The sequence below is a fragment of the Delftia sp. WSY_16 genome (assembly GCF_043104415.1).
GTDB lineage: Bacteria > Pseudomonadota > Gammaproteobacteria > Burkholderiales > Burkholderiaceae_C > Comamonas > Comamonas tsuruhatensis.
In genome coordinates, this window is sequence record NZ_JBICKS010000040.1 from 670,745 (window position 1) to 688,976 (window position 18,232).

At 67.4% G+C, this 18,232-nt stretch carries 17 protein-coding genes; 9 read left to right on the forward strand and 8 right to left on the reverse strand.

Going from position 1 to position 18,232, the window contains the following annotated elements; all coding sequences use genetic code 11:
- Nucleotide 1: 1 nt before the first annotated feature.
- Nucleotides 2–985 carry a Bug family tripartite tricarboxylate transporter substrate binding protein gene (locus ACF8O7_RS22700; RefSeq protein ID WP_392444366.1) on the reverse strand — a complete coding sequence of 328 codons (984 nt, stop codon included), beginning with the start codon at nt 983–985 and terminating at the stop codon, nt 2–4.
- A gap of 243 nt (nt 986–1,228) precedes the next feature.
- On the opposite strand from ACF8O7_RS22700, the gene ACF8O7_RS22705 reads away from it, so the two are divergent.
- Entirely contained in the window at nt 1,229–1,795 is a 567-nt protein-coding gene (locus ACF8O7_RS22705) for a MarR family winged helix-turn-helix transcriptional regulator (RefSeq protein ID WP_013802266.1), read from the forward strand.
- 2 nt (nt 1,796–1,797) lie between these two features.
- On the opposite strand, the gene ACF8O7_RS22710 is transcribed toward ACF8O7_RS22705, so the two are convergent.
- Complete coding sequence (locus ACF8O7_RS22710) at nt 1,798–2,370, reverse strand: NTP transferase domain-containing protein (protein WP_267178619.1); 573 nt, start codon at nt 2,368–2,370, stop codon at nt 1,798–1,800.
- Between the two features lie 52 nt (nt 2,371–2,422).
- On the opposite strand from ACF8O7_RS22710, the gene pdxH reads away from it, so the two are divergent.
- Complete coding sequence (gene pdxH / locus ACF8O7_RS22715) at nt 2,423–3,070, forward strand: pyridoxamine 5'-phosphate oxidase (protein ID WP_017405177.1); 648 nt, start codon at nt 2,423–2,425, stop codon at nt 3,068–3,070.
- A gap of 31 nt (nt 3,071–3,101) precedes the next feature.
- On the opposite strand, the gene ACF8O7_RS22720 is transcribed toward pdxH, so the two are convergent.
- Nucleotides 3,102–4,055, reverse strand: a complete 954-nt coding sequence (locus ACF8O7_RS22720) for an AEC family transporter (RefSeq protein ID WP_250438882.1) — start codon at nt 4,053–4,055, stop codon at nt 3,102–3,104.
- Nucleotides 4,056–4,331: 276 nt separating this feature from the next.
- Between ACF8O7_RS22720 and ACF8O7_RS22725 the strand changes: the two genes are divergently transcribed.
- On the forward strand, nt 4,332–5,393 hold the full coding sequence (locus ACF8O7_RS22725; RefSeq protein ID WP_016451720.1) for a tyrosine-type recombinase/integrase: 1,062 nt from the start codon (nt 4,332–4,334) through the stop codon (nt 5,391–5,393).
- A gap of 35 nt (nt 5,394–5,428) precedes the next feature.
- Here the strand turns inward: ACF8O7_RS22725 and ACF8O7_RS22730 are convergent, their stop codons facing one another.
- The 5 genes from ACF8O7_RS22730 to msrA form a co-directional block, all read right to left on the reverse strand.
- Nucleotides 5,429–7,627, reverse strand: coding sequence for a TonB-dependent receptor domain-containing protein (locus ACF8O7_RS22730; RefSeq protein WP_126311415.1), 2,199 nt, complete (start codon nt 7,625–7,627; stop codon nt 5,429–5,431).
- A 237-nt stretch (nt 7,628–7,864) separates the two neighbouring features.
- The gene (locus ACF8O7_RS22735) at nt 7,865–8,233 is read right to left on the reverse strand and encodes a hypothetical protein (protein ID WP_223275282.1); all 369 of its coding nucleotides are present in this window, start codon (nt 8,231–8,233) and stop codon (nt 7,865–7,867) included.
- A gap of 209 nt (nt 8,234–8,442) precedes the next feature.
- A complete protein-coding gene (locus ACF8O7_RS22740; protein WP_392444369.1) occupies nt 8,443–8,763 on the reverse strand; it encodes a hypothetical protein in 321 nt (106 codons plus the stop codon).
- A 48-nt stretch (nt 8,764–8,811) separates the two neighbouring features.
- Nucleotides 8,812–9,267: a transcriptional repressor gene (locus ACF8O7_RS22745; protein WP_280047659.1), complete on the reverse strand. Its 456-nt coding sequence runs from the start codon at nt 9,265–9,267 to the stop codon at nt 8,812–8,814.
- Nucleotides 9,268–9,415: 148 nt separating this feature from the next.
- Nucleotides 9,416–9,952, reverse strand: coding sequence for a peptide-methionine (S)-S-oxide reductase MsrA (msrA, locus tag ACF8O7_RS22750; protein ID WP_016447084.1), 537 nt, complete (start codon nt 9,950–9,952; stop codon nt 9,416–9,418).
- Nucleotides 9,953–10,097: 145 nt separating this feature from the next.
- Here msrA and ACF8O7_RS22755 point away from each other — a divergent pair, with 145 nt between their 5' ends.
- From ACF8O7_RS22755 to ACF8O7_RS22780, 6 genes are all read left to right on the forward strand, one after another.
- The gene (locus ACF8O7_RS22755) at nt 10,098–10,796 is read left to right on the forward strand and encodes a TetR/AcrR family transcriptional regulator (RefSeq protein ID WP_016447085.1); all 699 of its coding nucleotides are present in this window, start codon (nt 10,098–10,100) and stop codon (nt 10,794–10,796) included.
- Entirely contained in the window at nt 10,793–12,034 is a 1,242-nt protein-coding gene (locus ACF8O7_RS22760) for an efflux RND transporter periplasmic adaptor subunit (RefSeq protein ID WP_250438887.1), read from the forward strand. The genes ACF8O7_RS22755 and ACF8O7_RS22760 overlap by 4 nt, the downstream gene beginning before the upstream one ends.
- Before the next feature lie 2 nt (nt 12,035–12,036).
- Complete coding sequence (locus tag ACF8O7_RS22765) at nt 12,037–15,264, forward strand: efflux RND transporter permease subunit (RefSeq protein ID WP_016447087.1); 3,228 nt, start codon at nt 12,037–12,039, stop codon at nt 15,262–15,264.
- Between the two features lie 43 nt (nt 15,265–15,307).
- Nucleotides 15,308–16,018: a protein-L-isoaspartate O-methyltransferase gene (locus ACF8O7_RS22770; protein ID WP_016447088.1), complete on the forward strand. Its 711-nt coding sequence runs from the start codon at nt 15,308–15,310 to the stop codon at nt 16,016–16,018.
- 77 nt (nt 16,019–16,095) lie between these two features.
- On the forward strand, nt 16,096–16,443 hold the full coding sequence (locus tag ACF8O7_RS22775; RefSeq protein WP_016447089.1) for a rhodanese-like domain-containing protein: 348 nt from the start codon (nt 16,096–16,098) through the stop codon (nt 16,441–16,443).
- 87 nt (nt 16,444–16,530) lie between these two features.
- A complete protein-coding gene (locus ACF8O7_RS22780) occupies nt 16,531–17,985 on the forward strand; it encodes a TolC family outer membrane protein (RefSeq protein ID WP_016447090.1) in 1,455 nt (484 codons plus the stop codon).
- Nucleotides 17,986–18,232: the final 247 nt, after the last annotated feature.

Here is an 18,232-nt window from a genome sequence, read left to right on the forward strand (position 1 = left end):
GTCATTCAGCGGTGATGCCGAGTTCGCGGATCACCTTGCCCAGGCGCTCGTAGTCGGCAGCGTTGACATCGGCCAGCACCTGCGGCGACCCGCCCACGGGCGCGGCACCGAAGGTGGCCATCTTTGCCGCCACCTCCGGCATCCTGAGGATCTCGTTGAGATGGGTGTTCAAGGTCTGCACCACGGCGGCCGGCGTGCCCTTGGGCGCGAAGAAGCCATTCCAGGCACCCGCGGCGATGTCCCTGTAGCCCAGTTCCGCCAGCGAAGGCACATCGGGCAGCAGGGGCGAACGCTTCGGGTCGGTCACGGCCAGCGCGCGCAGCTTGCCCGCCTGGATGTACTGGGCCACCGGCCCCAGCGTGACGTAGGCCAGTCCTACATGGCCCGCTGCCACATCGTTGACGGCCGGTGCCACGCCGCGATAGGGCACATGCTGAATGCTCACTCCGGCAGCGCGGTTCAGCCACTCGGCACCTATGTGCATGGGCGAGCCTGCGCCGGGACTGGCGTAGCTGAGCGTCTTGCCGGCCTTGGCCGCAGCCACCATGTCGGCCACGCTTTTGAATCCCGTGGAGGGATGGGCCACGAGCAGCACGGCCTGGCTGGCGGTCTGCACCACGGGGGTGAAACCTTTCAAGGGGTCATAGGTCGCGGCAGGAGGGAGCCTCATCACCATGGGGGCGATGGTGAAGGGGTTGGGCGTGAACAGCAGCGTGTAGCCATCGGGCACGGCCCGCGCAACCAGGTTGTTGCCCACGGTGCCGCCCGCCCCGGGCCGGTTGTCCACCACCACGGGCTGGCGCAGACGCACCGTGAGCTTTTCGGCGAACAGGCGCGCCATGGCGTCCGTGTCACCACCTGCGGGATAGGCGACCACCACGGTGATCGGCCTGGCGGGGTAGTCCTGTGCAAATGCCGGACCACAGACAGCGGTGGCAAAAGCCAATGCTGCAATGGTCAGGCCTTGCCGACGATGGGGGGTCATCACTGGCTCCTTTGAAAGCGCGGACATGCATCGGTCAGATACGGGCATGGCAGCTGGGGCTGGCTATGGGGTGAATTCATAAAATTCACCCATGAAACATTGATCCTCAAGAGAATCAATGACGATTTTCTCCGGCAAGTTGATGAATCAACTTACTGAAAACACCGATTGACCTCTATTGATTTCTCTAAAGAAATTCCACAAGACAAACGTCAGGCAGCCTGTGAAACAATTGATGGGAACATGTCCATCCCACCTTCTCCTCTCCCTGTGCCCAGCACGCCCGCAGGCAATCCCTGGACCCACCTTGACGAGGCAGGCAGCAGCCTGACCGTCGATGCCTTTCTGACCACGCTGATGAGCCAGGTGGGCAATGCGCTGCGGCGCACCATCACCGTGCCCTATGCCGATACGGCGGGCTTGACGGTTTCGGAGTGGCGGCTGTTGGCCCTTGTCGCGCATGCAGGCGAGTTGCCGTTCAGCGCGCTGGTGGTGCAATCCACTTCGGACAAGGCCCTGGTGAGCCGGGCGCTGCGGCTGCTCGAGGAACGCGGCCTGGTGGCCCTGCTGGCGCAAGGCTCCACTCCACGCAAGAAGATCCTGTGCTCCATCACGCCTGCGGGCCGGCAGTTGCATGACGAGGTGATGCCCGTGGCCCGACAACACCAGGCCGCTGCTCTGCTAGCGCTGACGCAGGAGGAACGGGAGGTGATGTATCGGGCCTTGCTCAAACTGCGCGGTTATTGCCAAGGCAGCCAAGCCGACCCAGCGACCGAAGGCGGCCCCGCTACGGCAGACGGCGAAGCCTGAATTCAGCCCACTTCAGGCCGGTTCTGCAGCAACACCACAGCGCGCGCCAGATCGTCCAGCGTATCGATGTCGGTGAGCACACCAGCATCGTCCACATCGACCTGAACCACATGTCCGGCTTCGCGCAGCGCCTTCAGCACAGGCGCCCCGCCCTTCTCTCCGCTCAACGCCATGAGCGCCGCGCCGCATGCGGCGCCGAAACCCACGGGATGTCCACGCTCGCCTTGATGGACAGGCTGGACGGCTCGGGCCCCCGCATGCAATGCATCGGCCACTTTCAGCAAGGTCTGTGGACTCACCAGCGGCAGGTCGGCCGGCAAGACCAGCCAGCCTGGCGCATCGGCTGTGGCACGCACGGCCGCAGACAGCGAATCGCCCATTCCGGGGTGGCCCGCATCTTCCAGATGCCAGGGCAGGCCGCTGGCGCGGACGGCGGCCAGTGTGTGTTCCAGCACGGTGCTGCCGCCCAGCGGCGCAGCGAGCTTGTGCATAGTGCCGCCCGACGCGCGGAAACGCTCGCCACGGCCCGAGGCGAGGATGAGCACGCAAGGCCGGCCTTTGAAGTCTCTGAGCATGCGCAACTCTAGCGCAGCAAATGGGAGGTCGGGCGCAGGCACAATGCAGGCCATGAGCAGCATTTCCACCTCGATCGCCGATCTGCGCAAAAGCTACGAGCGCGCGGAACTCAGCGAATCGGCCTCCCTGGCCGATCCGCTGCAGCAGTTTGACCAATGGCTGCAGGAAGCCCTGAGCGCCCAGGTGCCCGAGCCCAATGCCATGACGCTGGCCACCGTGGGCGGCGACCTGCGGCCCAGCACACGCATCGTGCTCATCAAGGGCTATGACGAGCGCGGCCTGGTCTGGTACACGAACTACGACAGCCGCAAGGGCCAGCAACTGGCGGGCAACCCCTTTGCCGCGCTGCAGTTTCACTGGGTGGAGCTGGAGCGCGTGGTGCGCATCGAAGGTCGGGTGGAAAAGGTCAGCGAGGCCGAAAGCGACGCCTACTTCAACAGCCGTCCGCTGGACTCTCGCATTGGCGCCTGGGCCAGCCCGCAAAGCCAGGTCATCAGCGGGCGCAGCGTGCTGGTGGCCAATGCGGCCAAGTACGGCGCGCAGTTCCTGCTGAACCCGCCACGCCCGCCGCATTGGGGTGGATTCAGGCTGGTGCCCGAGCGCTGGGAATTCTGGCAAGGCCGCAAGAGCCGGTTGCACGACCGCCTTTGCTACCAGCTTGAAGCTGGAACCTGGCTGCGCCAGCGCCTGGCGCCCTGATCCCCTCGATTGCTGGCGCTGCTGAAACCCATCAGCCCGGCAGGCGCTGGGCCAGCCACAGCATCAGCGGCACGGTAAGCAAGGCCAGCGCAGTGGACACCGCGATGCTGGCGGACACCTCCTCCTGCATCACGCCATAGCGCTGCGTGAACAGGAACACGTTGGCCCCCACGGGCAATGCAGCCGCCGTGAACATCACGACCACCGGCAGGCCGCCCAGACCGAAGGCCCAGGCCAGCGCAAGCATCAGCAGCGGATGCACCAGGTTCTTGACCAGCGCGATGCCAGCAGCCTCTCGCAAGTTCTGGCCCACCCTGGTGTAGGCCAGGGTCACGCCGACCAACAGCAGCGCCATGGGGCCCAGCGCCTGGCCCAGGACCTGCAGGGACCGGTCCACCACTTCGGGCAGCACCAGCCCAGTCTGAGCGAACAGCAAGCCAGCGAGTATGGGCAGCGGCACAGGATGCACGATGCCGTTGCGCACGGCCTGCAGCACCGTGCGCCACATGGGGCGCGGTGCGCTTTGGCCGCAGCGCTGGCGCTCGTGGGCCTCGGCCAGCTCGAACACGATGGTGGCTGCGGTCAGCAGGATCAGCGCATGCAGCGAGACCAGGGTGAACAACGTGACAAGCCCTTCCTCCCCGTAGACCAGCCCCACCAGCGGCACGCCGATCATGACGGTGTTGCTGAACATATTGGCCAGCCCCCGCGCGGCCGAGCGCGTGGAAAAACCGCCCAGCACCATGGACACCACGAAGATCAGCGCAGTCGCCAGGAAATACAGGGCCACGGGCTGAAAGTCCAGCTCCTGTACCCGCACCGCACCCATGGTGCGAAACAGCAGCGCCGGCGTAAGCACCAGAAACACAAGGTTGGACAAATCCTTGATGGCTGTGGCACGCACCCAGGCCAGCCGGGCGGCAAGAAAGCCTGCTCCTATGCAAAGAATGACAGGGATGAGGGAGGCAAGGACGGGAGAGTTCACTGAAGCAGGACCGGGAAGCTGCGCCTGCGCAGGCTTGCGGCGCGCGCAGATTATGCGCCGCAGACCCGGCCCTGCCTCGTTCAGGCGTCGTCCCGGGCCTCGAAGGCCCGGCCAGCCTCCACGGACGTGCCAAGGCTCAGATTCATGCCGAACAGCCCCCTTTTCTGGTGACTTGTCGCCACTGACATTCATCAGTCGATAACAAGGTTGCCACTCAACTTCATGTAAGTTACATTGAACATCCCTATTGGTTGATTCGTTTTGCTCTCGACGCCCATGACTTCATCACCATCCCAGGCACCCGCTGCCGGCAAGCCGCCGTCCACTGTCCCCGACGGACTGGCCCTGTTCCGGCATTGGCTGGAAACCGAGGGCACCAAGGGCTGGGATGCCCTGGACACGGCGCCCGACAGCGGCTACGAAAAGGTATGGCGTGCCTGGCTGCGCAGCCTGGGCGATGCGGGCATGCCAGCCAGAGAAAGTCCCCCCTCCCCCACCACGCCGAAAGGCAAAGTCAACGCAAAGGCCCGCGCCTGGCAACAGGCCACCGCCGTGGATGTCCAGAATTTCCTGCGCCCGCGCGAAGGCCAGTTGTCGGGCCACCAGCCCGGCCGCCGCATCAGCGAGGTCACGCGCAGGCGCTACTGGCGCCTGCTGGAACGCATCTACGACCATGCGCTGGACCACGGCTGGGTCAGCGCCAATCCCGCCGCAGGGTTGGCGCCGCAGGAGCGCCCCCCTGCCGAAGACGGCCAGGGCCATTGCCTTCCCGCGCCGCTGTGGAATGCCCTGCCCCGCCACATACCGATGGCCGACGGCTTTCAGTCGGCGCGCGACCGCGCCATCTTGCTGCTGCTGTACGAACTGGCGCTGGCGCCCGAGGAGGTGCGCGGCCTGTGCTGGCGCGATGTGCAATGCGCAGGACCAGGCGATGGCCTCCCCTGTCAATTGCATATCGATGGCGCACGCGCCGCGCAGCAGCGCACGCTGGATCTGTCGGAAACGGTGGTGAAGGCGCTGCAGGACTGGAAAGGCTTCAGCGCCGGCCAGCGCGGACCCGAGGCCGTTCAGCCCGACGCCCCGGTCTTTTACTCGCGCGAGGGGCAGCCGCTGTCGGTGCGCGTGCTGTTCCATGTGGCCTCGCAGCTGATACAGCGTGCCCATGCGGCCCAACCCGCTTCTGCCCAGAAGGCGCCGCTGCACCGGGTCGGGCCGCAGGTGCTGCGCAACACGGCCATCGTGCAGTGGTTGCGCGCGGGCCGTGCCGAGACCGAAGTGGTGCAGTGGATAGGCGTCGACAGCGCACGCGCCCTGCGCCATCTGCAGCATTACCTGTAGCAGACGGCGCGGGAGCGCAGCGCGGGCAACCCGCCTTAGAACGACACCTTGACGCCCACGGTGATATTGCGCCCCATCAGCGGCGCAGCGTTCTTGATGAACGATGTGTGGGCGAAGGCCAGGCGGTTGGTCAGGTTGTTGCCCTTGATGAAGAACTGCCAGGGCGTGCCACCCGAGGTGCGCAGCGTGTAACTGGCCGAGAGGTTGAGCATGCCGTAGCCGTCCGTCTCGGTCTCGTAGGCGGTGACGCGGTTCTGGCGCAGCACCTGCACCCACTCGGCCTGGGCATCCCAGCCCTTGTAGAAGGTGTCCACGCGCAGGCCTACGCGCGCCGCGGGAATGCGCGGCAAGGCGGAGCCGTCTTCCAGCCGCGCACGCACGGCGTCACCGAACAGGGTCACGCCCCACTGGCGCGACAGCTTCTGGCGCACCTGGCCCTCCACGCCGGTGAAGCGTGCGTCGGCCTGGGTGTATTGCAGCAGTTGCAGGCCGTCATGCTCGTCCAGCGTGGCTCCGTAGATGTAGCCCTTGACGCGATGGTGGAAGGCATTGACGCTGAACGTGGTGTCCCCCGAGGTCTTGCGCAGGCCTATGTCCAGTGCCTGGGAGCGTTCACGCTTGAGGTCGGGATTGCCGCGCTCATAGGTGGATGTGGCCATGTGCAGGCCATTGGCATACAGCTCCTCGGCCGTGGGCAGGCGGTTGCCCTGCGTCAGCGAGGCCGACAGGCTGTAGCCCGGGGTGAACTTCCACACCGAGCCCAGCGAGAACGATGTGCCGCTGTGGCTGCGCGAGATGCCGCTTTGCTGGGCGTCCACGGTCTGGCGCTCGTGGCGCAGCGCAGCCTGCCAGCGCCAGTCCTGCCAGCGGTATTCCTCCAGCAGGTAGATGCTGTTGCGGCGGGTTTCGGTGGGCTGCACATAGGCCTCCTCCCCCTCGGCACTGAATTTGCGCTGCACGGTCTGCAGGCCGATGACGCCGCGCCAGCCGGCGATGGGCTCCAGCTCTGCCTCCACGCGCAGGTCATGGGCGCGGTTCTTGAAGGTGGTCGAGACCTGGCCGTCCTCGATCTCGTCATGGCGGTAGTCGGTCCAGCCGCCGCGCACGCGCAACGCCGCAATGCCTGCCGTCGGATTGCGCCATTCGCCGCGCAGATCCCAGCGCTCGCTGTTGAGGTCGACCACCGGCACGCTGCCATGGTCGTGATCGTGTTCTTCGTCGCCATGGTCATGTCCGTCCTCGTCGCCGTGGTCATGGCCGCCGCAGTGCAGATGGTCGCCATGGGTGTGGCAGCCCTCGAAGCTGTGGTTGTGGCCCGGCAGGCCATAGCGCGCGGTCTGGCGCGTGTAGGCCAGGCCCAGGTAGCCTTGCGTGCCGATCCAGGACAGGCCCAGGCTGCCCGTATCGGTGCGGTTGAAGCTGCCGCCCACGCGTCCCTGCGACTGGCCGTTGGGCGCCCAGCCGCTGCCCACGCGGTAGTCGCCGGCATCGCGCGCCATGCCCTCGGCATGGATGGCCAACTGGCCCGCGCCGCCCGTCAGCGAGAACGCGCCGGCCGTCTCGCCCGCGCCCGTGCTGCCGCGCAGCTGGGCCGAGCCCGTGATGCCGTTCTTGGGAATGGACGTGGGGATCTTGTCGTCCAGGATGTTGACCACGCCGCCCATGGCGCCGCCGCCGCCGTAGATCAGCGCCGAAGGGCCGCGCAGCACTTCGATCTGCGTGGCCAGCATGGGCTCGCTGGCCACGGCATGGTCGGGGCTGATGGTGGAGGCGTCATGCAGCTCCGAGCCATCGCTGAGGATCTGCACGCGCGGGCCGTCCATGCCGCGGATGATGGGGCGGCTTGCGCCCGCACCGAAATGGCTGGCGTGGATGCCGGGCTCGCCGTCCAGCGTCTCGCCCAGCGTGGCGGCCTGGCGCAGCGTCAGCACATCGCCTTCCAGCACCGTGGCTGGCGTGGACATATCGGCCGAGGTCAGGCCCAGGCCGCTGGCCTTGACCGTCACCTCATTGAGCACAGGCGTGTCGCTGCGCGGGGCATCCGCCTGGGCGCCGGTGGCAGTTCCGGGCGCGGCGGCGACTCCAGCCTCCGCAGGCTCTGCTGCCATGGCCAGCCCTGCCATCGCGGGGCCGAGCACGCCCGCCAGCAGCAGTTGCTGCAGCAGCGGGCGCAGCTTCATCCTCTCCCCCTGCACCTTGGCGTCCTGGTGGTATTGCTTTGTTGTCACTCTCATCACTGGTCTTCCCGGCAGCGGCCGGCCACGGCCCCGGGGACGTGGGAATGCGGGCGCTGCAAAAAATGGCGTCGGAAACGGACAACCGGGGTGCGCCATGCAGGCGCACGCAGCCATCCGATCGGATATGCATTCAGGATCTGTCCAACCTGGGCACAGCGCCTCTTGCGTGCAATGCAGGAAGGCGCGCGCAAACAGCTTCAATGGGCGGGCGCATGCAGCGCCGCCGCCCAAGGTTCAAGCCGCCAGGCGGGCAGTGATGGGATGCGGGGGACCACGCGCATCGAAGAAAGCCGCCAGCACGCGGCCATCGCGCACGATGGGCGGCTGGGCAGGCTCGGCCTGTTCGCCCCAGAAAGGCGGCAGCGCCACGGCGGGCGGTGGCCCCGCCATGCCTTCGTGCAACTGGTCCAGCAGTTGGCAGTCCGCCGGGCCGTGGCCCGAGAACAGCGCATGCACCCAGTCGACGGGTGCAGCGCAGGAGGTGGCCACCACCTCGACCGGGCCATGGGCCGTGGCCGAGGCCAGGCCGCCAGCATGCACCACACGGTGCATCTGGCCCAACAACGGCGCCAGTGCGATGGACCAGACCAGCAACCAGGCCAAAAGCCAACCCCGATTCGGCACGGCACCGCGCAACGCAAGCCGTGAGGCGGGCGCAGGCGAGTGGCGACTCGGGAGTTTGAAGGGCATGGATGAATCAGAAGCGGGTCAGGCAGCGCAGAGTGTATGCGCCAATTGGCGGGGCAGGTTCCAGCATCCCGTCACAAAAACGGGCGACTGCTCACAGCAGTGCACGGCGGGCAATGCCGCGCTCAATGCGCATGGCGCATGCCGCAGAACTTGCCCAGCGCCAGGCCCTTGCAGTCGGCCTGCAGCTGCTTGTGGCATTGCGCATGGTCACGCCCTGCCGCCAGACACTGTGCGGCGGCCTCGTGGGCCTTGGCCATCGAGCGGTGGCGCTCCATGTCGGCACGGGTATGGGCATCCAGTTGCACCGAGCCACCCTGTGCCTTGGCGTCCGCCGGGGTCTTGGCATGGTCATGGTCTTGGCCGTGATCGTGCGCCTGGGCCGCAGCGGCCAGAAAGACAGCGGCCAGGATCAGGGAAACGGAACGGAAGGGGGAAAAAGTCATGCGAGATCCTGAAGGGCTATGCAAGAGAAAAAGGGGAAGACGGCCACCTCACACGGACGGATCATTCCGGGAGTGCCCGGTGCCGCTGCAGACCTGGCACCGCCCCGTCACCGACACATCGATGGCCTGGCCCTGCAGGCCGCTGGCTGCCAGCGCCTGCCGCAATTGCAGCAAGGCGGCCTGCAGTTGCTCACCGCCCCCGCCTGCCTCGCCGCCCAGACGAAAGGCGCTGTGGCAATCCGCACACTCGAAGTGCGCAGCGGCGTCGCCTTCGCAGGCCGCGCCCTGCAGGGGCCTGCCGTACCGGGCCACGCGTGCCGCATCCACGCTGCGGCGCAACACGCCGGCTGCGGCCAGCCGGTCCAGCAGCCGGTAGACGGTGACGCGGTTGACCTGCACGCCCTGGGCATGCAGGGCGGCTTCCACCTCCGCCTCGCTCAACAACGCATCGGCGCGCGCCTCCCACAGCGCCAGCACGGCCCGCGTGGCGCGGGTCGAACGCATGCCGCAAGGCAAGAGCAAGGGGGAGGGAGTCGGCGATGACATGGGCAATGCAAGAGCGGGCTGCAGAGCGCGACAGGACACCGTTATCGCAACCGGGTTGCATTATGCCCGCAAATCACAACCGCTTACACAGCCCGCGCACCTGGACTCATTGCTTGACCCAGCGCGCAAAGGCACCCCGGAATTTCTGCACCTTGGGCCCCACCACGAAGGCGCAGTAGCCCTGGCTGGGATGGTTCAGGAAGTAGTCCTGGTGATAGTCCTCTGCGGGCCAGTAGCTGGCCAGGGGCTGGACCTCGGTCACGATGGGAGCGTCATACGCGCCCGCCTGGGCCAGCTCGGAGATCAGCGTACGTGCGACCTCCGCCTGATGGTCATTCGTGGTGTAGATCGCGCTGCGGTACTGCGTGCCCACGTCGTTGCCCTGGCGGTTGAGCGTGGTCGGATCGTGCGTGCCGAAGAACACGGTCAACAGGTCGCGCAGCGGAATCACAGCAGGGTCGAACTGCACGCGGATGACCTCGGCATGGCCGGTCTGCCCGGTGCAGATGTCTTCGTAGCTGGGATCGTCCAGATCGCCATTGGCGTAGCCGCTTTGCACGTCGCTCACGCCGCGCACGCGGTCGAAAACGGCTTCGGTGCACCAGAAACAGCCGCCGCCCAGATAAATGGTTTCAGTCGTCATATGCGCCTTTTCTGTGAGAAATCGAAAAAATGACCACACGCAATGCATGCAGGCCGTTGCGCCTACAGGTTAGCCCATGCACAAGCCAGGTGACGACGAACGGTTCTGCGGTTACGATAACTAACCCATCAGTCATTAATTTTCCGTGACCGACTCCCCCGCCTCTTCACCCGCCCCCGCCGAGCCTTCCGGAAAGCGCAGCCGCCGCAAGCACGAGCGTCCGGGCGAGCTGCTGGAAGCCGCGCTCGACCTCTTCGTGGAAAAGGGCTACGCCGCCACCCGCGTCGAAGAGGTCGCCGCCCGGGCCGGGGTTTCCAAGGGCACGCTGTTCCTCTATTTCGCGAGCAAGCAGGAGCTTTTCAAGGCCGTGGTGCGCCACAGCATCGCGGGCCGCTTCGGCGAGTGGAGCGAAGAGCTCGACAACTACTGCGCGCCTTCAACCGATCTGCTGCGCTACTGCTTCAAGTCCTGGTGGGAACGCATCGGCAGCACCAAGGCGTCGGGCATCACCAAGCTCATGCTCAGCGAGGCGGGTAATTTTCCCGAGCTGTCGCAGTTCTATCACCAGGAGGTGGTTCTTCCAGGCCATGAACTGATCCGGCGCATCCTGCAGCGCGGCGTGGAGCGCGGCGAGTTCCGGCCCATGGATCTGGACCTGTCCGTGCACTGCGTGGTCGCCCCGATGATGTTCCTGATGATCTGGAAGCATTCGCTGGGCGGCTGCCTGCCGCACGGCGACTTCGATCCCGAGCGGTTTCTGGAATCCCAGATCGACTACCTGCTGCATGGCATGTGCCAGCCCCTTGCAGCCACCACACCACCCTCCTCCCCGCCCACACCATGAAGCGTCGCACCGGCTGGCTGATCGGCCTGGCCTTACTGATCGCCATCGGCGCCAGCGCATGGCGCGCCGCATCCACCCGGCACAGCAAGCAGGCCGCCATTGCCGCGGCCACCCAGCCGCGCGAGATGCCGGTGCGCGTGGGCCCGCAGGAGGTGGTGCAGCTGCAGCCGCGCCAGTTGCAATTGACCGTGCCCGTCAGCGGCGTGGTGCAGGCCGTGCGCAGCGCCGTGGTCAAGGCCTATGTGGCCGGCGAGCTGCGCGGCCTGCAGGTGCGCGAGGGCGACAGCGTGCGCAAGGGCCAGGAACTGGCCCGCGTGGACGCCACCGAGGTCGAGGCCCGCTGGCGCCAGGCCCGCCAGCAGGCCGACGCGGCCCAGGCGCAGCTGCAGCTGGCCCAGCGCCAGCACGACAACAACCAGGCCCTGGTCACCCAGGGCTTCATCTCGACCACGGCACTGGCCACGTCCCAATCCAATCTTGACGCCGCCCGCGCCAACCTGGCCGCCGCCCAGGCCGCCGCCGATGTGGCACGCAAGAGCGTGACCGACAGCGTGCTGCGCAGCCCAATGGACGGGCAGGTCGCCCAGCGTCTGGTGCAGGACGGCGAGCGCGTGGGCGTGGAAACGCGGGTGCTGGAGATCGTCGATCCCTCCGAGCTCGAGGTGGTGGCCCAGCTCGCGCCCGCCGATTCGGTGCGTGTGCAGGTCGGCCAGCAGGCCCTGTTGCAGGTCCAGGGCGCGGGCGACGATGTGGCCGCCGTGCCCGCGCGCGTGGTACGCATCAACCCCAGCGCCCAGGCAGGTTCGCGCAGCGTGGCCGTCTATCTGCGTGTGCAGGCTGCACCGGTCAACGCAGGCGCCGCCGGCAGATCCATCCCCATCGTGCGCCCGGGCCTGTACCTGCAGGGCAGCATCGTCACGGGGCAGACCGAACAGCTGGCCGTGCCCCTGACCGCCGTGCGCACCGACCAGCCCCAGCCCTATGTGCAGTTGCTGCAGCCTGCGGGCGAGTCCGAACCGGACAAAACCCTGCTGCGCGTGCAGCACCGCCCGGTCACGCTGGGCAGCCAGAGCGCGCAGGATGGGGCCACCTGGATTGCCGTGTCCACCGGCCTGCAGGCCGGTGACAGGGTGCTGGCCGGCAGTGTGGGCGGCCTGCGCGCAGGCACGGCGGTGCAGATGCAGCAAATGCAGCAGGCCCCGCAGCCCCAGGCTGCGCCAGCCCCCGGAGCCCGCTGACCATGTGGTTCACGCGCGTCAGCCTGGCCAACCCTGTGTTCGCCACCATGCTCATGCTGGCCCTCATGGTGCTGGGTGTGTTTTCCTACCAGCGACTCAAGGTGGACCAGTTCCCGAATGTGGACTTCCCCGTGGTCGTGGTCACGGTGGACTATCCGGGCGCCTCGCCCGAGATCGTGGAGTCCGAGGTCACCAAGAAGATCGAGGAAGGCGTCAACTCCATTGCCGGCATCAACGCGCTGACCTCGCGCAGCTATGAGAGCACCAGCGTCGTCATCATCGAATTCCAGTTGCATGTCGATGGCCGCCGCGCTGCCGAAGACGTGCGCGAGAAGGTGGCCTCGGTGCGCCCCACCCTGCGCGACGAGGTCAAGGAGCCGCGCGTGCTGCGCTTCGATCCGGCCAGCTCGCCCATCTGGTCCGTGGCCGTGCTGCCCCAGGCCGATGCCGGCGCCAAGGCGCCCGATGCCGTCGCGCTGACCAGCTGGGCCGACCAGGTCCTCAAGAAGCGGCTGGAGAACGTGCGCGGCGTGGGCGCCGTCAACCTGGTGGGCGCCACGCCGCGCGAAATCAACATCTACCTGCAGCCCGAGGCGCTGGAAGCCTATGCCATCACGCCCGACCAGATCGTGAACGCCGTGCGCAGCGAGAACCAGGACCTGCCGCTGGGCGCCATCCGCTCGCGCGAGCAGGAGCGCGTGGTGCAGATCGACGCGCGCATGAAGCGCCCGCAGGACTTCGAGCGCATCATCGTCGCCCAGCGCGGCGGCGCGCCCGTGAGGCTGGGCCAGCTGGCCCGCGTGCAGGATGGCGCGGGCGAGCTGGAGACCGTGGCCCTGTACAACAGCAGCCGCACCCTGCTGCTGTCCGTGCAGAAGGCCCAGGACGAGAACACCATCGAAGTCGTGGACGGCCTGAACGCCACGCTGCGCGAGATCGCCGCCGAAGTGCCGGCCGGCGTGCGGCTGGAGCCGATTGCCGACAGCGCCCGCCCCATCCGCGTGGCCGTCAACAACGTGCGCCAGACGCTGATCGAGGGCGCGGCACTGACGGTGCTCATCGTCTTCCTGTTCCTGAACTCCTGGCGCTCCACGGTGATCACGGGGCTGACGCTGCCCATTGCGCTGATCGGCACCTTTTTGTTCATGTACTGGTTCGGCTTCTCGATCAACATGATCACGCTGATGGCGCTGTCGCTGTGCGTGGGCCTGCTGATCGACGACGCCATCGTGGTGCGCGAGAACATCGTGCGCCACGTGCAGATGGGCAAGGACGCGCATGCAGCCGCGCTGGACGGCACGCAGGAGATCGGCCTGGCCGTGCTGGCCACCACGCTGTCCATCGTGGCGGTGTTCCTGCCCATCGGCTTCATGGGCGGCATCATCGGCAAGTTCTTCCACGAATTCGGCATCACCATCGTGGCGGCCGTGATGATCTCCATGTTCGTGAGCTTCACGCTGGACCCCATGCTGTCCAGCGTCTGGCACGACCCGACCATCCACGCCCATGGCGAGCAGCGCGGCCGCAGCCTCTACGACCGCACGCTGGGCCGGGTCACGGCCTGGTTCGAGCGCGCCACCGACTCGCTGTCCCACTTCTACCAGGATGTGCTGGGCTGGGCGCTGCGCCACAAGATCGCCACGCTGGCGGCGGCGCTGGCCATCTTCGTGGCCAGCATCTTCCTGGTGCCGCTGCTGGGCACGGAATTCGTGCCCAAGGCCGATTTCTCCGAGACCACGGTGAGCTTCAACACGCCCGTGGGCTCGTCCATCGAGGCCACCGAGGCCAAGGCACGCCAGGTCGATGCCATCATCCGCGCCCTGCCCGAGGTCCGCTACACGCTGGCCACCATCAACACCGGCACGGCCCAGGGCAAGATATACGCCAGCATCTACATCCGCCTGCTGGACCGCCATTTGCGCCAGCGCAGCGGTGACGAACTGTCGGGCGTGCTGCGCGAGCAGTTGCAAAGCGTGCCCGGCATCACCGTCACCCATGTGGGCCAGCGCGAGCCCGTGGGCGGGCAAAAACAGGTCGAATTCTCGCTGCAGGGCCCGGACCTGGGCGAACTGGAGCGCCTGAACCGCGTGGTGATGGAACGCCTGCGCGGCATTCCCGGACTGGTGGACCTGGACAGCAGCCTCAAGCCCGACAAGCCCGTGATCGACATCACCGTGCGGCGCGATGCGGCCGCCGACCTGGGCCTGTCGGTAGGCTCCATGGCCGCCGCGCTGCGCACCTGGGTGGCCGGCCAGACCGTGGGCAACTGGCGCGCCAGCGACGACCAGACCTATGACGTCAAGGTACGCCTGGCGCCCGAATCACGCAGCACGCCCCAGGACCTGGAGCGCCTGCCCTTCGCCCTGCCCTCCACCTCCGGCGACGGCAACATGCGCATCGTGCGGCTGAACCAGGTGGCCACCGTCACGCCCGGCACCGGCCCCAGCCAGATCAACCGCCGCGACATGACGCGCGAGGTCGCCTTCAGCGGCAACGTCTACCTGCGCTCCAGCGGCGAGGTCTCGGCCGACATCCGCAAGGCCCTGGCCGACATCGCCCTGCCGCCCGGCTACCGCACGCAGTTCAGCGGCGCCACCAAGAGCATGAACGAGTCCTTCGGCTATGCCGTGTCCGCCCTGGCGCTGGCCATCATCTTCATCTACATGATCCTGGCCAGCCAGTTCAAGAGCTTCCTGCAGCCGCTGGCGCTGATGACCTCGCTGCCGCTGACGCTGATCGGCGTGGTGCTGGCGCTGATGATGTTCGGCTCGGCCCTGTCCATGTTCTCCATCATCGGCGTGGTCATGCTCATGGGACTGGTCACCAAGAACGCCATCTTGCTGGTGGACTTCGCCATCCGTGCGCGCGGGCCGCACAGCGACCCGGACACCGGCCAGATCCGCGACGGCCTGCCGCGCGAGCAGGCCCTGCTGCTGGCGGCGCGCGTGCGGCTGCGCCCCATCCTGATGACCACGCTGGCCATGATCTTCGGCATGGTGCCCCTGGCCTTCGCGCTCAGCGAGGGTTCCGAGCAGCGTGCGCCCATGGGCCAGTCGGTGATCGGCGGCGTGGTGACTTCCTCCCTGCTGACCCTGGTGGTCGTGCCCGTGGTCTATTGCTACCTCGACGACTTCTCCCAGTGGCTGCGGCGTCTGTGGAACGGCAACCAGCACGATGCGGCCCCCGGCCAAGGCGCCGCCAGCGCCCCCACCCTGCCGCGAGACTCGTAGAATCAAAGGTTTGTCCTGACAAGTCTTTCTCCGGAGATACCCCATGAGCCTGCCCCTGAACAGCCTGCCCGAACACCACAGCGCCCAAGCGCACGCGCGCTACAACATGATCGAGCAACAGATCCGCCCCTGGAACGTGCTTGATGAAGAAGTGCTGGCGCTGCTGGGCAAGGTGCACCGCGAGAATTTTGTGCCGCCCGAGCATGCCGGCCTGGCCTTCATGGACCTGGAAATCCCCCTGGTCGCCCCGGCCGAGGAAGCCGCCGCCAAGGGCTGGTGCATGCTGGCTCCGCGCATCGAGGCGCGCATGCTGCAGGACCTGAAGATCAAGCCCACCGACCGCGTGCTGGAAATCGGCGCCGGCTCGGGCTACATGGCCGCCCTGCTGGCCGCCCAGGCCAAGGAAGTCGTGACGCTGGAAATCGTGCCCGAGCTGGCCGAGATGGCCCGCGAAAACCTGCTGGGCGCCGGCATCACCAATGCCGAGGTCAAGCTGGCCGATGGCGCCACGGCAGCGGCTGCCCTGGGCCAGTTCGACGCCATCGTGCTCAGCGGCTCGGTGGCCCAGGTACCGCAGGCCCTGCTGGCCCAGCTCAACGACGGCGGCCGCCTGGCGGCCATCGTCGGCCAGCTGCCCATGATGCGTTTCACGCTGGTGCGCAAGAACGGCCACCAGTTCGAGACGAGCCAGCCCTGGGACGTGGTGACCGCCCGCCTGGCCAATTTCGAAGAGCCTTCGCGCTTCACATTCTGAAACCCGCTGCAGCGGCCGATGCCCGCAGGACCATGGCCGCTGCCGCAACCCCATTCCATTCCGCAAGGATCTTTCCGATGCTTCCCCAAGTGCCTCCCGCGCAACTCAACGATTGGCTGACCCAGCACTCCAGCGGCTCCGATGCCCTGCCCCTGGTGCTGGACGTGCGCGAGCCCTGGGAAGTGGCCCAGGCCAGCGTACGCCCCGAGGGCTTCGAGCTGCGCTGCATCCCCATGGGCGAGATTCCCTCGCGCCTGCAGGAACTCGATCCGGATCACCCCACAGCCTGCCTGTGCCATCACGGCGCACGCAGCATGCATGTCGCTGCCTTCCTGATGAACAACGGCTTCGAGACCGTGGCCAATATCAGCGGAGGCATCGATGCCTGGTCGCGCGAGCGCGACCCAGGCGTGCCGCGCTACTGAGCGGCAAGACGCAAAAGAAGCCCGGGACACGGCCAACCCGCCGTCCCCGGTGCTTCGTGACGACTGTGTTTTGATTCGAGGACCTCTATGCCCCTGCTTCGGCCCCTTGCCCCTGTCGCTTACGCCCCGCCCCGCCCACACGCCTGGCCCCTTCGCCCGATTGCCTTGCTGCTGTGTGCCTGCGGCATGGGGACCGCTCTGGCCCAGTCCACCGTCCCTGCCGCCCCGGCATCGGGCTTGCCCGCCGTGACAGCCTCATCGGCCACGGGCCAGAGCCTGTCGGAGTTGGTCGCCAAGGCACGCGGCTACGACGCCCAGTGGCAGGCCCAGCAGGCCGACGCCCAGGCCGCCGCCAGCCGTGCCGAGCAGGCGCGCTCGGGCCTTCTGCCCAGCGTGGGCCTGCAGGCGGGCGCCAACACATCGCATGTGGAAGTCAGCGTGCTGCCGGGGAGCTTTCGCTCGCCCCAGCAGAACCTGCAGCTCAGCGCCCAGCAGCCGCTGTACCGCCCGGCCAACAAGATCGCCTACGACCAGGGCCAGCGCGGCGTGGACGTGGCGCGCGCCCAGTTGGACAGCGGCGAGCAGAACCTGCTGGTTCGCGTGGCCCAGGCCTACTTCGATGTCCTCGGTGCCCAGGACAGCCTGGCCGTGGTCAAGGCACAGAAGGCAGCCATTGCACAGCAGCTGGAATTCGCCAAGCGCAACTTCGAGGTCGGCACGGCCACCATCACCGACTCGCGCGAAGCCCAGGCCCGGTTCGACCTGGCCGGTGCCCAGGAAATCGCCGCCGAGAACGACCTGCGCGTCAAGCGCCTGGTGCTGGACCAGATCGTCGGCGCCGTGGGCACCGTGCCCCGCCCGCTGGCCCAGCCGCTGCAGTTGCCGGCCCTGATGCCCGCCGATGCCCAGGCCTGGGTGGACACCGCCCTGCAAGGCCAGCCCCAGCTGCGCCAGGCCCGCCTGGCGCTGGACATCGCCCAGCTGGAAACGAAGAAAGCCGAGGCCGGCCACAAGCCCACCGTGGACCTGCAGGCCGGCTACGTGGTCAACCGCTATCCCAACGGTTCGGTCACCCCGCAGATCGGCACCAGTTACCGCACCAATGCCGCCAGCGTGGGCGTGGTCATGAACCTGCCGCTGTTCGCCGGCTTTGCCGTGCAAAACCGCATCAAGGAAACCCTGGCGCTGGAAGACAAGGCGCGGGCACAGCTGGACGACGCCCAGCGCAACGTGGAGCAGAGCACGCGCACGGCCTTCTTCGGCGTGCAGTCGGGCCAGGCCCAGGTCAAGGCGCTAGAGGCCGCGCTGGCGTCCAGCCAGAGCGCGCTGGACGCCAACAAGCTTGGCTACGAGGTCGGCGTGCGCATCAACATCGACGTGCTCAACGCACAGAGCCAGCTCTACCAGACCCAGCGCGACCTGGCCCTGGCGCGCTACCAGGTGCTGCTGGGCCAGCTCAAGCTGCGCCAGGCCGCCGGCACGCTCAGCGACGACGACCTGCGCGCCATCGATGCGCTGTCGCTCCGCGCGCCAGCCCCTTGAATCCCTGAAGCGCCCGCACGGCCGGCAGTGCCCCGGGCTGATGCCCGGCCGCCGCGGGCCGCGCGCCTGGCGCCGCAGCCCTGTGCTCTGGCAAAGCCGAGGCACGCAAACCCGCCACGACCAGAATCCAGGCAGCCAGCGCGCACAGCACCGCCAGGCGGCTCAGCAAGGAACAGCGGGAGAGTCTTGGCATGCGCGCCTTGCCTTCTTCGGAGTTGTCGAGCGGGCCACTGTGGCAAACCCGCCT

Coding starts and splice junctions, on each gene's coding strand:
- ACF8O7_RS22780 (WP_016447090.1), top strand. CDS start 16,531: ATGCCCCTGCTTCGGCCCCTTGCCCCTGTCGCTTACGCCCCGCCCCGC.
- ACF8O7_RS22745 (WP_280047659.1), bottom strand. CDS start 9,267: ATGCGTTCGACCCGCGCCACGCGGGCCGTGCTGGCGCTGTGGGAGGCG.
- ACF8O7_RS22710 (WP_267178619.1), bottom strand. CDS start 2,370: ATGCTCAGAGACTTCAAAGGCCGGCCTTGCGTGCTCATCCTCGCCTCG.
- ACF8O7_RS22760 (WP_250438887.1), top strand. CDS start 10,793: ATGAAGCGTCGCACCGGCTGGCTGATCGGCCTGGCCTTACTGATCGCC.
- ACF8O7_RS22770 (WP_016447088.1), top strand. CDS start 15,308: ATGAGCCTGCCCCTGAACAGCCTGCCCGAACACCACAGCGCCCAAGCG.
- ACF8O7_RS22730 (WP_126311415.1), bottom strand. CDS start 7,627: ATGAGAGTGACAACAAAGCAATACCACCAGGACGCCAAGGTGCAGGGG.
- ACF8O7_RS22725 (WP_016451720.1), top strand. CDS start 4,332: ATGACTTCATCACCATCCCAGGCACCCGCTGCCGGCAAGCCGCCGTCC.
- ACF8O7_RS22700 (WP_392444366.1), bottom strand. CDS start 985: ATGACCCCCCATCGTCGGCAAGGCCTGACCATTGCAGCATTGGCTTTT.
- pdxH (WP_017405177.1), top strand. CDS start 2,423: ATGAGCAGCATTTCCACCTCGATCGCCGATCTGCGCAAAAGCTACGAG.
- msrA (WP_016447084.1), bottom strand. CDS start 9,952: ATGACGACTGAAACCATTTATCTGGGCGGCGGCTGTTTCTGGTGCACC.
- ACF8O7_RS22705 (WP_013802266.1), top strand. CDS start 1,229: ATGTCCATCCCACCTTCTCCTCTCCCTGTGCCCAGCACGCCCGCAGGC.
- ACF8O7_RS22740 (WP_392444369.1), bottom strand. CDS start 8,763: ATGACTTTTTCCCCCTTCCGTTCCGTTTCCCTGATCCTGGCCGCTGTC.
- ACF8O7_RS22765 (WP_016447087.1), top strand. CDS start 12,037: ATGTGGTTCACGCGCGTCAGCCTGGCCAACCCTGTGTTCGCCACCATG.
- ACF8O7_RS22775 (WP_016447089.1), top strand. CDS start 16,096: ATGCTTCCCCAAGTGCCTCCCGCGCAACTCAACGATTGGCTGACCCAG.